Here is a 13,927-nt window from a genome sequence, read left to right as displayed (position 1 = left end):
TCCCTGGTTATTTATTTTTGAATGAGATGAGTGAAGGAGAGATTATGGAGTTTAGTAGCCGGTATGTCGCACATGTCCCTGATGCTCAGGGTTTAGTCGATTATTCGGCACAAGAAAATAGAATTTGGAATATTTTATTTGAGAGGCAACTCAAGTTATTGCCAGGAAGAGCTTGTGATGAATTTCTGTCTGGATTACAGACTTTAGGACTTAACTCCTCGACTATTCCACAACTTCCAGAAGTAAGTGAGCGATTAAAGGCCAAAACGGGATGGCAAGTAGCGCCAGTTGCTGCTTTAATTTCAGCCAGGGAATTTTTTGAATTATTAGCAGAAAAATATTTTCCTGCGGCGACTTTTATTCGAAGTGAAGAAGAATTGGATTATGTTCAAGAACCTGATATTTTTCATGAGCTTTTTGGTCATTGTCCTATGTTAACCGATAGAGTCTATGCTGAATTTGTCCATGATTACGCATGTAAGGTATTAACTTTTCCTGAACAGGATTGGCCTTTATTGCAAAGAATGTTTTGGTTTACTGTAGAGTTTGGATTGATTAAAACGCCTAAAGGGCTTAGAGCATACGGCGGGGGAATTTTATCTTCTATCAGTGAAACGGTATATTGTGTGGAAAGTGATATTCCTGTGCGAATTTTATTTGATCCAGTGGTGGCTTTTCGAATGCCTTATCGGATTGACCAGCTACAACCTGTTTATTTCGTTATTGACAGCTATCAAAATTTATATGATTTCGTGCTTTCTGACATGGGTAAATTCATGGATCGTGCGCGAGAGTTAGGTGAATTTCCACCGTATTTTGATGTGGATCCGGATAATCCAAATATTCATATAAGGGCTTGTTAATTTGTTATTTTGTAAGACAGCTGGACTTGTAGATTAGAGTGACTATGTATTGTAATGATTATCGAGTCTTGTTAACATCGACCAACACAGTTTGTTCATTGACTGATTGGTCAAGGAGCATTATTTGATTAAAGTATTAATTGTTGATGACCATGCATTGGTTAGAATGGGCATTCGACGATTGCTTGAAGATATGTCGGATGTTGATGTAGTTGCAGATGCTGAAAGTGGTGAGCAGGCTTTAGCCTATGTAAAAACCCACTCCCCTGATGTCGTATTATTAGATATGAAAATGCCTGGGATAGATGGGTGGGAAGTGACGCGTCGTTTAAAAAAAACAAACCCAAATATTAAAGTCATAGCTGTTACAGCTATTTGCTCAGATCCTCTCCCTACTCGAGTATTGCAATTAGGTGCTATGGGATACCTTACTAAAGAGTCAGGGGCTGAAGAAATGGCTGCCGCAATTCGTAAAGTGGCTAAAGGTGAGAAATATCTTAGTGCCGAGATAGCACAAAAAATGGCAATTAATAGTCTTCAGGAGTCTCAGGATTCCCCTTTTGATTTATTGTCTGAAAGAGAAATGCAAGTCATGTTGATGATTACTAGCGGCATGAATGTACAAGACATTGCTGATAGATTATTTTTAAGTAGTAAAACCATCAATGGCTATCGATATAGGATGTTTGAAAAATTGGGGATTAAAAATGATGTGGAGCTTACTTATTTGGCTATGAAGCACCGCATTATTGAGCACCCCAATGATTTGTCACAAGATGATTAGATGTTAATTTCATGAATGACTTACAGCTTTCCGCTGAACTCGCTTTATTTTTAACGAAACTCCCAAGTGAACCGGGCATATACCGCATGTTAGACGAAGAAGGCACCGTTCTATATGTGGGAAAAGCAGCCAATCTTAAAAAAAGAGTCAACAGCTATTTTAGTAAACAAAATACAGGAGTTAAGACACGAGCACTGGTAAGCCAAATCAAATCCATAGAAATTTCTGTGACAAGATCAGAGACAGAGGCCTTATTATTAGAGAGTAATTTAATTAAAGCGTTAAGGCCAAAATATAATGTTTTGTTGCGTGATGACAAATCCTATCCTTATATTCATCTATCAAATCATCCAGACTTTCCAAGAATTGAGTTATACCGAAGTAAAAAGAAGCCGCCCTCCGGTAATTTTTTTGGCCCCTATCCTGGGGTAGCTGCTGTAAGAGAAACGATAGTTACCATTCAAAAAATATTTAAAATTCGCAATTGCAGAGACAGCTATTTTAAAGCTCGTTCTCGCCCTTGTTTACAATATCAAATAAAACGTTGTACCGCGCCTTGCGTTCATTATATTTCTCCTGAAAACTACAAATTGTCTGTAGAGGACGCCATAAGATTTTTACAGGGGAAGTGCCAAATAATTCTTGATGAACTTGCCGAACGAATGAAACAAGCGGTAAGTCAATTAAATTTCGAAGAAGCTGCTGTTTTGCGTGATCAGATAAAAAATTTGCGCTTAATTCAAGAACAACAAGGAGTTGTCCAGTTACGTGGTGATGCTGATGTGATCGCAATAGAAGTACGTCCTGGTTTCGCATGTATTCAGTGTGTGACTATTCGTGAAGGACAAGTATTGAATAGTCAAAGCTTTTTCCCTACAGTGCCTTATGCTGTATTAGATGAAGAATTGGATGCCAATTCACTTTGGCAGCAGACTTTTGAAGCCTTTATTGGTTTTTATTATTTGGATACATCAGAAAGAATTCCGGATTTGATAATTACTAATCAATCAATAACAGAGAGTCGCTCATTAGAGTATATTTTGTCCCAGCGACGAGGCAAATCCTGTAAAATTCAAATCAATCCAAGAGGTGTCAAATCGAGATGGATGGATTTTGCAGTGAACAATTTACGAATTTCAGTAGCAGAATATGTCAGCAAACATTCTACGATAAGATCAAGATATCAGGCATTAAAGCAATTGCTTGCGCTTGATAAAAATATAGAGCGAATGGAGTGTTTTGATATTAGCCATACTCAAGGTGAAGCAACTGTTGCATCTTGTGTTGTATTTGATACAGAAGGCCCTCGCCCCAGTGAATACAGGCGATTTAACATTGAGGGTATTACTCCAGGGGATGATTACGCAGCAATGGAACAGGCAGTTACTCGCCGATTTAAAAGACTGATTGATGTTCAATTATTGCCAGATGTTTTGATTATTGATGGAGGTAAAGGCCAGGTTTCTATTGTAAAACGAGTTTTAACCTCTCTGGGTGTGGAAGATATTACTTTATTAGGTGTATCCAAGGGGCCTTCACGAAAGGCGGGATGGGAGAAATTGATACTGGTTAATGAAAACAGAGAATTTGTTTTGCCAGAGGACTCCAAAGCGCTTCATCTTTTACAACATATTCGTGATGAAGCGCATCGTTTTGCTATTACTGCCCATCGGAAGAAAAGACAAAAGACACGTGTTGAATCCACTCTTGAAAGTATAGAGGGTGTTGGCGCGAAACGACGTCAAGCGTTGCTGCAGCGTTTTGGCGGGTTGCGAGAGTTGGCTAAAGCGCCACTGGAAGAAATTTGTAAGGTCCAGGGAATCAGCGAGCAGTTGGCAAAGCGAATTTATGAACATTTCCACCCTTGATCAAAATTGAAGTTTTGCCATGCTTAAAAGGCTCTTACAGCACGTACAGCAGCCGTTTTATTTTTGGCAAGGTCTTTAATTTCCCCTGTTTTAGAATTAAATACCCAGCTGTTTGCCGATGATTTTTCAATCGAGCTCCAGTAATTACCTGCCAAAAAATTTCCCAGCTCATTACGCATCATATAAATTAAATTCAATTCAAAACGGGTAGGGAGTCTCCAGTCAGAATATAATTTACCTTCATTGTCAAAGTGGGCAGGATTTGATATGAAGTCATGTGCATCCCACCATGTGCTTGCATTAACTTGATCTGAGTTTGCCACCACAAGCCCATGGGTACCTAGCGCATTAACATAAATTACTGTACCGCCAAGAGCTTTATCGCCTAATTGCCGCCTAATGCCGGAATTTGCCGGATCAACCCACATGGTATTGAAATCGAGGTCATTTGATTTGGCAAGGACTTGACCCGTTTCACCACCTGCAGGCACACCTTGGCCGTCATCTCCTGCTTCGCCTTTAGGTCCTGGCATACCTTGTGGACCTACTGCTCCTGTTTCTCCTTTGTCTCCTTTAGGGCCTGGTAATCCCTGCGGCCCTGCTTCTCCTTTGTCACCTTTTGGACCAGGTAATCCCTGAGATCCTGCTTCCCCTCGGTCTCCTTTAGGGCCTGGTAATCCCTGCGGTCCTGCCTCCCCTCGGTCTCCTTTCGGTCCGGGTAATCCCTGAGGTCCTGCCTCCCCTTTGTCTCCTTTCGGTCCAGGTAATCCCTGAGGTCCTGCCTCTCCTCTGTCACCTTTTGGACCAGGTAATCCCTGAGGTCCTGCCTCCCCTTTGTCTCCTTTCGGTCCGGGTAATCCCTGAGGTCCTGCCTCTCCTCTGTCACCTTTTGGACCAGGTAATCCCTGAGGTCCTGCCTCTCCTCTGTCACCTTTTGGACCAGGTAATCCCTGCGGTCCTGCTTCCCCTCGGTCTCCTTTAGGGCCTGGTAATCCCTGCGGTCCTGCCTCCCCTTGGTCTCCTTTAGGTCCGGGTAATCCCTGCGGTCCTGCCTCCCCTTGGTCTCCTTTAGGTCCGGGTAATCCCTGCGGTCCTGCTTCCCCTTGGTCTCCTTTAGGTCCGGGTAATCCCTGCGGTCCTGCTTCCCCTTGGTCTCCTTTAGGGCCTGATAATCCCTGCGGTCCTGCCTCCCCTTGGTCTCCTTTAGGTCCGGGTAATCCCTGCGGCCCTGCTTCCCCTCGGTCTCCTTTAGGTCCGGGTAATCCCTGCGGCCCTGCCTCTCCTTGGTCTCCTTTAGGGCCAGCCTCGCCTTTATCTCCTCTAGGTCCTTGAGGTCCTTGAGGTCCAGAGGGGATACTGTTGATTTTGTTGGTTAATTCATTTTTTAGTTCAGATACCTTGCTGTCCACATAGGCTTGCGAGGCCGGATTGCTTTTGGCAAATGCTATCTGTGATGTGAATAAGATTAATAAAATGCTATTAAGGACTTTATTTCGATGTATCATTCTTTATTTCCCACTTTATGCTCACTTGTCTCTTTTATTTTACTGCTGCGTTGCAAGCGTTTCTGCGGTGCTCATTTACTGCTTGTAAATCCTACTCCTCAAAACGTTTGTACCTTGCCCTAAAACAAAATAAGCAGGTTATGCAAGAGATCTATTAGAAAAATTAGTTAAATCATTAAAACAATACCTAACAAAATGGCGTGTTGAACAGGAATCTTTTGTACATGGCCAATGCCACTTTCCAGATCAATAGTGAAATTTGGTTTGTCTCCAAATAGGCCTTGATACGATAGGGTAATACTGGCATTTGGTGTAATTGAATAACCACATCCAGCCATTATTTCGCCTGCAAGTTGAGAGATGTCATTGATCGTGTCTCTATCCATTTGCCATTGCCTGTAGGCGGTTCCTGCTTTCAGTTGTAGAAACAAAGGGGCGGTAAATTCAGGGGTAATACGGATTGTAGCTAATGCATCAACCATAGGTTTCAAGGTGGTTTGTACCAAAAGTCCTCCGAGGGCATCGACTTCTTCTTCCGTCATTTGCAGTCGCATTTGATTCCCACTTTGTAAACCTAATTCAAGTCCAAATAAAAAGGGACCTTTCATCAACAAATCTCTTCCTATTGCAAACCGACCTGTTGCGGTAATATGGTCGCCTTCATGTACGTATTGATAATTGACATACCCCAAGCTTGCGGAGACTGTCCATGGATAATTGATTGTTTTCGCAAGGCTCGAATTACTAAAGAAGAGAATAAGCACAACTATTTTTAGAATAAGTTTGTTATTTAAAATATTTGGTTGGTTGGAAAAACAAAAAGGCATAAGGTCACTTCCATTGCAATGTATGATTCTTATATCAATTAATTATGACGAAAAACTGTCTAAGTAATGGTTCAAAACAGTTAGAATCTTATAAGATTATTGCGTTTGATGCCATAAAATTAGGTTGAATTATTAATTACTTAGTGGATAGTTTTTTTTATAAGTGGCAGTAAATCATTTAAGGCAACAGGTTTGCAGTAAAAATATCCTTGTGCGTATTGGCATCCTAAAGATTTAATCACTTCATGTTGTTCTGCAGTTTCAATACCCTTTTGAATGATTTTAATATTAAGATCTTTAGTTAAATTGATTATTCCTGATAATAATTTACGTAATTTGATTTTTCCCTCTATGCCTATTAATAATCGTTGATCTACTTTGAGATAATCAAGTGGTAATGACAGCAATTCAGGAAGGGAAATTTGTGGGCAGCAAAAATTATCCAAGCTTATATTAATTCCAATATGATGTATTTGTTTTAATTTTTTTGATATTTGAATAAAGTGTGGGGCAATCATACGTTCTGATATATCTAAAATGATCTTGCTCTTGCTTAAATTATTTTGCAATAAACTATCACACAATATTTTAGTAAATCGCGTGTCATTTAATTGACTCAAGGAAACATTTATCGACAATTTGATGTTTGAACTTAATTGCTGAAACTGGGAGTAATCAAGTAATGTCTGTTCTATGAACCATTGACTGATGGTATGTATACACCCTGTTTGCTCTGCTATAGGAATAAACTCAGTAGGTAATATTAAACCCAGAGTAGGGTGTGACCATCGTAATAAAGCTTCAATTCCAACTATTGTGTTATCGGATAAGTCAATTTGGGGTTGGTAGTCTATATAGAGCTCTCTTTTTAATGCTGCTAATTCTATGTCTTTTTTGAGAATTTCATTTCTTTGATTTTCCTTATAGTGTAAGTTTTTTGAAAACACAGTGCACTTGTTTTTACCTGTTTTTTTGGATAGGTACATTGCAATATCGGCGTACTTTAGTAAGTCGCTGGCTATTTCACTTGTTTCAGGATAGATGGCAATGCCAATACTGGCTGTGATTGTCATATGATATTCATCAAATTGGAAAGGTTTGCCGAGCACGTTAATAATCTTTTCCGCAACCTTAACTGCGGTATCGGTATTGCATTGGTCAAGAAGGACGATGAACTCATCTCCTCCAAGGCGGGCAATAAAATCATTTGCTCTTAGGCATCGGGTCATTCTATTGGTAACAGCCATCAGTAGTTTGTCTCCTGTTGGATGCCCTAATGTATCATTAACAATTTTAAAGTTATCTAAATCGATTAATAATAATGCCAGGCTTTTTTCTTTCAGATGATGCTCATATATTTTTTCAATTAGTTTTTCTTCAAAATATTGTCGATTTGCGATTTGAGTTAAAGTATCTCTGCGGGTTAGATTTAACATAGCGTTTTGTGTATTCTTGAGCTGGGTTATATCAGTTCCGTAAATATTGATTTGTTTAAATTCGTCAATCCAGACAAGTGTGAATAAATAGATTTTATCCTCAATTTCCATTTCAATTCTTGTGCTTTGATTGGAGTTCTGAATTTTTTGTGCTTCTTTTAGTAACTCGACTGGAAGTTCCTTAAATAATTTTATCCAGTAGTTTAAAATGATTTTCCCTTCATCGTTAGTGAATACGACATCCCCATTGAGAAGAATCCTTATGATTGGATTAGGGTTTTGCTGGGGTATACTCGCCAGAAACTCTAATTTTCTAAGGTTTATCAGTCTCTCAATCTCCGAGTTGATTCGGCTTAAAAATAAACCAAACAAGGTATTATTCAGTGTGTCAAATTCGACTTTGCGTTTACACAGGATAGTCATTATGCCAATCACCTCATCCTGGGTATTTGTAATTGGGCCTGCGAGATAGGTATTGATTTTCATCTTTTTCAATAATTTATCGTTTGGAAATTGCTTTTGAACATCATTAAAATAACAGATAGCTTTTGTCTGGATTACTTTAGCGCAGGGTGTATTGATTAAAGAAAAACTAATATTTTCTTCTTTCTTTCCAAATTTATAGTAGCTGATTGTCCTGGCAATTTGTTGATTGTTTATGAAAGATACAGAAGTATAATCCGCTGCAAAAACATCACTGGTTAATTGTAGAATTTGATCAATAATTTCATTGATTTCCTGGTGGTTACTTATTTTAGTTAAAGACCATAAAATCCATTCTATGGTTTTCGATTTTAGAATATCGGTAAGCTTGGTAAAAATGATTGATGTGTCTTCTATTTCTGTTTTATTGAACAGGATATGGTATGCAAGTACTGGTTTTTGTGCTTTGCTTTCAAGCCAAGTGAATTGCTGGGCTATCCCTTCATTGGCTAAAAGAAAACACCTCTTTGCTTGAATAAATTGCCTCTTAATGGCGAAGCTATTTAACTTAAATAGTTTCCAAATCGGTTTGTCGATTAGTTTGTCAGGGCTTTTTTTAAATAAAGCAGCAGCTTTTTCATTAATAGCAATAATTTTGCCTTGTTGATTAAAAACAATGATGCTGTCTTGAGAGTTTGTAAATAATCTTTCAATCGTGTTGGTAATGTCTTGAGTTTTTGTTAATTTGTTGAAAGACTTTGTTTTAATTTTACTTTTTAAAGGACTCATGAGTGTTCAACCCAGTCAATGCTAATTTAAATATAGCAATAATTTCAATTTTTTTTTGTATGGGTCTAAACTTAAATTAAAAATAACCGAAAAAAGATAAAAAGAGTGGCATTTCATTTTTAGCACAAATTTTGCATAAAATTATAAAAATCAGGCATAAGGGGGCGGCACCATGAAAAAAATACTATTAACAACGTTCATGATGTCAATGGTGACTGCACTTAACGCTGGGCATTTTTATGGAACGGCATTATGTGCTTATCCTCAATATGAATGTATTAAGGTAACCGGGGGACAAAGTTGGGAAAAATTATTCCCTGATCCTGTCCAAAGAGATATTGTTCAAAGAGTCAATCGTACTTATAACTACCTTTGGTCAGGCAGAGAAATCGCTGTACCAAAGAATTTAGCCAACATCAATATTTTTGATGTCTCTCCTTTCCCACTTAAAATCCAGAGTGAAAATGAAAAACAAATTATCGTGGATCAAGAGAAGCTGGCTTGGGGCGCCTATGATGCTCAGGGCAATTTAGTATGGTGGGGACCTATTTCTTCTGGAAGTGATAAATGCTCTGATTCCAATAAAGTCTGTCGTACTTTGACAGGAATTTTCCGTGTATTCAGCAAGGAAAATGTTCGTTGTACTTCAGATGTTTTTCCTATAGGCAGAGGCGGTGCCAAAATGCCTTATTGCATGTATTTTCATAAAGGGTTTGCTTTACATGGTTCTGATGATATTCCGGGGGTAAGGGCTAGCCATGGTTGTGTGCGTATGTTTATCCAGGATGCCAAGTGGTTAAACGAAAATTTTGTAGAGTTGTCCAGTGAGCGTAACAATTTTATGGGGACTAAGGTAATTGTACGTCCTTTAAATGACAGTGAGAATAAAAAATGAACCTAAAAAGCCGAAGCTCGATAACTGCAATCGTTGTGATTCTATTAACTGGTGCACTAAATATATCGGCATATGCCGCCAAATCCAATAAAACAGCAACCGCCGAAGATAAGGCGGAGAAAAAAGATAACGGAAAATTTCCTCTCGGCTGTACTGCTGTTGGCTATCAGCAAAATTTAAAGGTATTGACTCTTCTTCCAGGGAAGGAAGGGGCCTTGCAATCGATGTATTTTATTTATAATACATTGCCAGAAACCGTTAGCTTATATCAGATGCATGATAAGGAAAGTTTATATTCCTATTGGCTAAATCACTCTATCAGAGGGAATTCCTGGGCTGTTTTGGCCACAGGTGAAAAGGAAGTGAAGTTCATCTGTACCTTGGGTGATGGCAAAAAGTCCTATGGAAAAATACTGGATTGTGCTGATGTGATTAAAGTATGCGAATATGTTAATGTCAAATTTGGTTTGAATAATAAAGGTAATTTTTGGATAGTAGACAGCAATACGAGAAATGGGGCAGTTAGTCAAGTGGTGCATTATGGCATTATACCCGGTGTATAAATGGCCATGAAAAGAGGGGAATCTTCATGAAATCACTAGTACCTTGGGTGTGTGTTTTAGTCGCGTCAGCTGGCCAACAGGCTTTTGCCAATGAGGCGTTCAATGCTTATAGATTAGGCAATTATAATGAAGCAGCTGAGCCCCTAATCATTAAATCAGGTCAGGATGCTGTTGCCGAATACTATTTAGGGCGACTTTATCTCTATGGATATGGGCAGTTAAAAAACAATCGTGTTGCGATGCGCTACTTTACCAAATCAGCGGAAAAAGGATATTTACCTGCTGTCCTGCTCATGGCCAAATACAGTTTGCTCCATGAAAAAAATCCGGAAGAAGCTGCTCGTTGGTTTAAGCAGGCAGCCGCAGTGGGAGATATGAGCGCACAAATGTTTATGGCGGCAGCTTATTTATATGGTGTTGGCGTCAAGAAAAATACAGATATCGCGAGACGTTATTATATTGATGCAGCAAAAAATGGTAATCCTATTGCTCAATACACCTTAGCAAAGTATTTCTTAGAGAGTAAGCATGCGGGTAATAAAAAATTAGGGATCATTTGGCTGAATAAAGCAGCAGAAAATGGAGATCCAAAAGCTTTAACAGAATTGGGCAGATTTTATGTGGCCGGACAAATGGTTACCAAAGATACTGCCAAAGGTGTTGAATTATTAAATAAAGCAGCGTCAGAACAATATGCTCCAGCCATGCTTGAGTTGGGTAAGTTGGCTTTAATGCAAAATCAATACGATGAGGCTATTCAATGGCTTAATAAGGCCGCGAAACAAAGTACAGAAGCTACTCTTGAGTTAGCCCATATTTATTTACAAGATAAAAGTCCAGTTTATGATCCAAAAACAGGTTTTTTATTTGTACTAAAAGCAGCCCAGAATGGTTCGGTTCAAGCTCAAAAAGAATTAGCCAATTTATATCAAAAAGGGATTGGCGTAGCGGCTGATGAGGAATTGTCTAAACAATGGACTCTTAAAGCAGCAGAAAATGAGAAGAAAAATGCAGAGCCTCCTCTTCTTGCCCAAGCTGCATTATGGCTAAGTAATGACAGAACGGATAAATTGGAAGAGACGGCTTACCAGATGAATGGTATATTTAGCCCATGGAATAATCCGTCTGCCTTGAGAAATAATAGCTATAATCAAGCACCTAAGCTTGAAACCATCTCTCGTCAGGATATTTTCAAACCACAATTTGAGTTGACTCAGCCTAACAGTATTCCTATAAGCAATTACTATGATGCTTTAATCAGTAAACAAGTAGAGTTTCAATCAAATCAATGGGCTTATCCAACTTACAGACTTAACCCATTCGTAGAAGCTCTAGAGAGGACTAATAGTCCTGTTGTACAAAAGCTCAACTTGCCAGTTCCTTATACCGACGCGAATTATGATGATAGCGAAGTTGGCAGTTTTGATTTGATGGACATTTGGACAGGAGATTGGAAGCGGACTGTCAATTATATGTCTGTGGTCAATTATTTGTATTTCAGGGCAATACTTGGAAATGCCCAAACTCAATTTGAAATTGGTCAATTGTTTCAATATGGCATTGGTTTAATGCAAGATGATGCTTCGGCTATTATTTTTTATGAGAATGCCGCAGAACAAAAGCACTTAGGTGCTGAATATAATTTGGGAATACTTTATCTGAAACGCGGTAAAGACGAAAATGATTACCAACAAGCATTAAATTGGCTGACTGATTCCGCATTCAAAGGGAATAAGAGAGCACAATATGTATTGGCACGGATATTGCGCCAGGGGATCGTTGGTCCTGATGGAAAAGAGTATATTAAAGCAAATGATGAGCAAGCTATGGCCATGCTTTATCTTTCAGCGGCCAATGATTATGGTCCGGCAGAATATGAGTTGGCAGAATATTTGGCAAGAGACTACAACAATGGTTTAAGTGTAGATGTCAGAAAACAAAAAATTGCCTTAATAAGAAAGTTATACCAAGGTGCTGTGAAGAATAAAGTGGCAGAGGCATTGTTGCCATTGGCATTTTATAATGCGATGGATGATAACAGGCAAAAGCAGGAACAAGCATTTAAAGTAGCTGAAGAGCAAGCTGAAACAGGTAATGAGAACGCTGCTCTTTTACTGGGAATGCTCTATGACCGTGGTATAGGCATAACAGCTGATCCAGCCAAGGCCATGTACTGGTATCAACAAGCCGGACAAAATCCCGTAAGTCAGTTTATATTGGGTACTTACATAACAGAAGGAAAAGGGGTCGCACAGGATAAGGAAAAAGGATTGGATTTGCTGAGGCAATCTGCAAACTCCCAATTTTCCTATGCCGACTTTAATCTGGCAGTACTTAAGCAACAATCAGGGGAAGACTTTTTACCCAATTTAATTGAATCTTATAAATTAGGGAATAGTCATGCGGGGATAGTATTGGCAGATTATTATTTATCTCAAAGCAGTGCTCCTGAACAAATGAATCAAGCTAAGGAAATTTATAAGGGCTTAGCTGATAAAGGCGATCAATATGCACAATTAAAGTTGGCTTATATGCTACAAAAAGGATTGGGTGCCGCACCGGATCTTGCTGGCGCGCAACATTGGTATACTGCTTCGGCAGAACAAGGCAATCCTGAAGCACAATACTTATTAGGTCAATTTTATCAACTAGGTGAAACAGGGGAGCCTGATTATAATTTAGCCAAATATTGGTATCAAAAAGCAGCGAAACATTTATCTAAAGCCGATGTAGCATTAGGTTTTATTTATGAAACGGTAGATGATGATTATGCTCAAGCACTAAAAGCCTATGAAAATGCAGCAGCAAAAGGAGATATGTTAGGCGCTTATAATTTGGCTTTAATGTATGAGTATGGCAAGGGTGTGCCCGTCACTTACTCCAAAGCGTTATCTTTGTTTAAAGAAGCATCAGAGAAAGGTGCTCCTGAAGCGATGAGTCAATTGGCTGGAATGTATTTTTATGGTTTGGGGCAACCAAGAAACGAACAACAAGCTTTGGTCTGGTATAAAAAGGCTGCAAGCTTAGGTAATGGGAATGCCTTGTATGCCCTCGGTTTATTATCCGAAACTGGTGTTGGTGTTAAATTGGATTTTCCAGATGCTTTACGGTATTACCAGGATGCATCTGATAAAGGTAATGAAAAAGCAATGCTGGCTTTGGCAAGAATGTATCATTATGGTCTTGGTGTCGAAAAGGATCATAAAAGATCAGCGAGTATTTATCAAAAATTGGCACAAAAGCAAAATGCTTATGCTCAATATCAATTAGGTACTTATTATATTGAGGGAACGGCAGGCGAACGACTACCCGAAAAAGGCCGTGAGCTATTACAACAAGCGAGTGAAAATGGAAGTTTACAGGCCCGTAGAGTATTGCAAAGATTAGATGCACAAACCCAGGGTAAAGTAAGTTATGTCGAGCCCGTGTTATTTAATAATGTTCCCAAATTTGATGGCCAAAGCGCTGATATGATTTATTTTGATGCATTAAATGAATGGAATCATGGGGAGGAGGTTTTGTCCAGAATGATCTTGCAACGTCTGGTGACGCAATATCCCAATTTTATTCCTGCAAAGCGAGCTTATGAGCAGTTGAATCAAGCCAAATTAATGAATAACTTGGGTTAAGATCATTGCTCGGCTCTTTGAGCCATTTAACAGATGATGTTTCAATTTTGCTAATCAATTATCCGATTTTTCTGGGCCACAAGGCCCAGCCTGCATTTGTTGCCTCGATTATATTAAACACATGAAGGATTGCGCTCATCTTGGCTATTTACGAAAGTGTAGCCATGTCTTATTGTAATTTTAAAAATAATCTTTTAGAGATTTAAATTGTTAGTTAGGCTTTATGTCTAAGCCAATTATTTTTTAGGGCAAGGTACAAACGTTTTGAGGAGCGGAGTTTATAATGCAGTTAATGAGCAACGCAGAAATGTTTGCAAAGCAGCAATAAAATGAAAGAATCGGCTT

At 38.9% G+C, this 13,927-nt stretch carries 9 protein-coding genes; 6 read left to right on the top strand and 3 right to left on the bottom strand.

Features of this window, described 5'->3' with window-relative positions; all coding sequences use genetic code 11:
* Positions 1 to 44: 44 nt before the first annotated feature.
* The 3 genes from phhA (at position 45) to uvrC (ending at position 3,515) form a co-directional block, all read left to right on the top strand.
* The gene (phhA, locus tag LPG_RS13360) at positions 45 to 863 is read left to right on the top strand and encodes a phenylalanine 4-monooxygenase (protein ID WP_010948347.1); all 819 of its coding nucleotides are present in this window, start codon (positions 45 to 47) and stop codon (positions 861 to 863) included.
* Positions 864 to 987: 124 nt separating this feature from the next.
* Positions 988 to 1,647 carry a two-component system response regulator LetA gene (letA, locus tag LPG_RS13355; protein WP_011216518.1) on the top strand — a complete coding sequence of 220 codons (660 nt, stop codon included), beginning with the start codon at positions 988 to 990 and terminating at the stop codon, positions 1,645 to 1,647.
* Positions 1,648 to 1,658: 11 nt separating this feature from the next.
* Complete coding sequence (uvrC, locus tag LPG_RS13350; RefSeq protein WP_010948345.1) at positions 1,659 to 3,515, top strand: excinuclease ABC subunit UvrC; 1,857 nt, start codon at positions 1,659 to 1,661, stop codon at positions 3,513 to 3,515.
* 23 nt (positions 3,516 to 3,538) lie between these two features.
* Here uvrC and lcl read toward each other — a convergent pair whose 3' ends face one another.
* The 3 genes from lcl to LPG_RS13335 all read right to left on the bottom strand — a co-directional run bounded on the left by lcl (position 3,539) and on the right by LPG_RS13335 (position 8,495).
* On the bottom strand, positions 3,539 to 5,020 hold the full coding sequence (gene lcl, locus LPG_RS13345; protein WP_010948344.1) for a collagen-like adhesin Lcl: 1,482 nt from the start codon (positions 5,018 to 5,020) through the stop codon (positions 3,539 to 3,541).
* Positions 5,021 to 5,187: 167 nt separating this feature from the next.
* Positions 5,188 to 5,847 carry a hypothetical protein gene (locus LPG_RS13340; protein ID WP_010948343.1) on the bottom strand — a complete coding sequence of 220 codons (660 nt, stop codon included), beginning with the start codon at positions 5,845 to 5,847 and terminating at the stop codon, positions 5,188 to 5,190.
* Positions 5,848 to 5,987: 140 nt separating this feature from the next.
* Positions 5,988 to 8,495, bottom strand: coding sequence for a sensor domain-containing phosphodiesterase (locus LPG_RS13335; protein ID WP_010948342.1), 2,508 nt, complete (start codon positions 8,493 to 8,495; stop codon positions 5,988 to 5,990).
* 172 nt (positions 8,496 to 8,667) lie between these two features.
* Here LPG_RS13335 and LPG_RS13330 point away from each other — a divergent pair, with 172 nt between their 5' ends.
* The 3 genes from LPG_RS13330 to enhC are packed head-to-tail and all read left to right on the top strand — an operon-like array spanning position 8,668 to position 13,582.
* The gene (locus LPG_RS13330) at positions 8,668 to 9,390 is read left to right on the top strand and encodes a L,D-transpeptidase (RefSeq protein ID WP_010948341.1); all 723 of its coding nucleotides are present in this window, start codon (positions 8,668 to 8,670) and stop codon (positions 9,388 to 9,390) included.
* Positions 9,387 to 9,953: an endopeptidase IV gene (locus LPG_RS13325; protein WP_010948340.1), complete on the top strand. Its 567-nt coding sequence runs from the start codon at positions 9,387 to 9,389 to the stop codon at positions 9,951 to 9,953. Before LPG_RS13330 ends, LPG_RS13325 begins: the two co-directional genes overlap by 4 nt.
* Before the next feature lie 26 nt (positions 9,954 to 9,979).
* Entirely contained in the window at positions 9,980 to 13,582 is a 3,603-nt protein-coding gene (gene enhC, locus LPG_RS13320) for an enhanced entry protein EnhC (RefSeq protein WP_010948339.1), read from the top strand.
* Positions 13,583 to 13,927 lie beyond the last annotated feature (345 nt).

This window comes from Legionella pneumophila subsp. pneumophila str. Philadelphia 1, assembly GCF_000008485.1.
Taxonomy (GTDB): Bacteria; Pseudomonadota; Gammaproteobacteria; order Legionellales; family Legionellaceae; genus Legionella; species Legionella pneumophila.
The sequence above is the reverse complement of the archived record's forward strand: the minus strand, read 5'-3'. Positions and strand labels throughout refer to the sequence as shown.

What these genes read in the sequence shown, in the direction of transcription:
- enhC (WP_010948339.1), top strand. Translation starts at nt 9,980, where the DNA reads ATGAAATCACTAGTACCTTGGGTGTGTGTTTTAGTCGCGTCAGCTGGC.
- LPG_RS13340 (WP_010948343.1), bottom strand. Translation starts at nt 5,847, where the DNA reads ATGCCTTTTTGTTTTTCCAACCAACCAAATATTTTAAATAACAAACTT.
- LPG_RS13325 (WP_010948340.1), top strand. Translation starts at nt 9,387, where the DNA reads ATGAACCTAAAAAGCCGAAGCTCGATAACTGCAATCGTTGTGATTCTA.
- LPG_RS13335 (WP_010948342.1), bottom strand. Translation starts at nt 8,495, where the DNA reads ATGAGTCCTTTAAAAAGTAAAATTAAAACAAAGTCTTTCAACAAATTA.
- LPG_RS13330 (WP_010948341.1), top strand. Translation starts at nt 8,668, where the DNA reads ATGAAAAAAATACTATTAACAACGTTCATGATGTCAATGGTGACTGCA.
- uvrC (WP_010948345.1), top strand. Translation starts at nt 1,659, where the DNA reads ATGAATGACTTACAGCTTTCCGCTGAACTCGCTTTATTTTTAACGAAA.
- phhA (WP_010948347.1), top strand. Translation starts at nt 45, where the DNA reads ATGGAGTTTAGTAGCCGGTATGTCGCACATGTCCCTGATGCTCAGGGT.
- lcl (WP_010948344.1), bottom strand. Translation starts at nt 5,020, where the DNA reads ATGATACATCGAAATAAAGTCCTTAATAGCATTTTATTAATCTTATTC.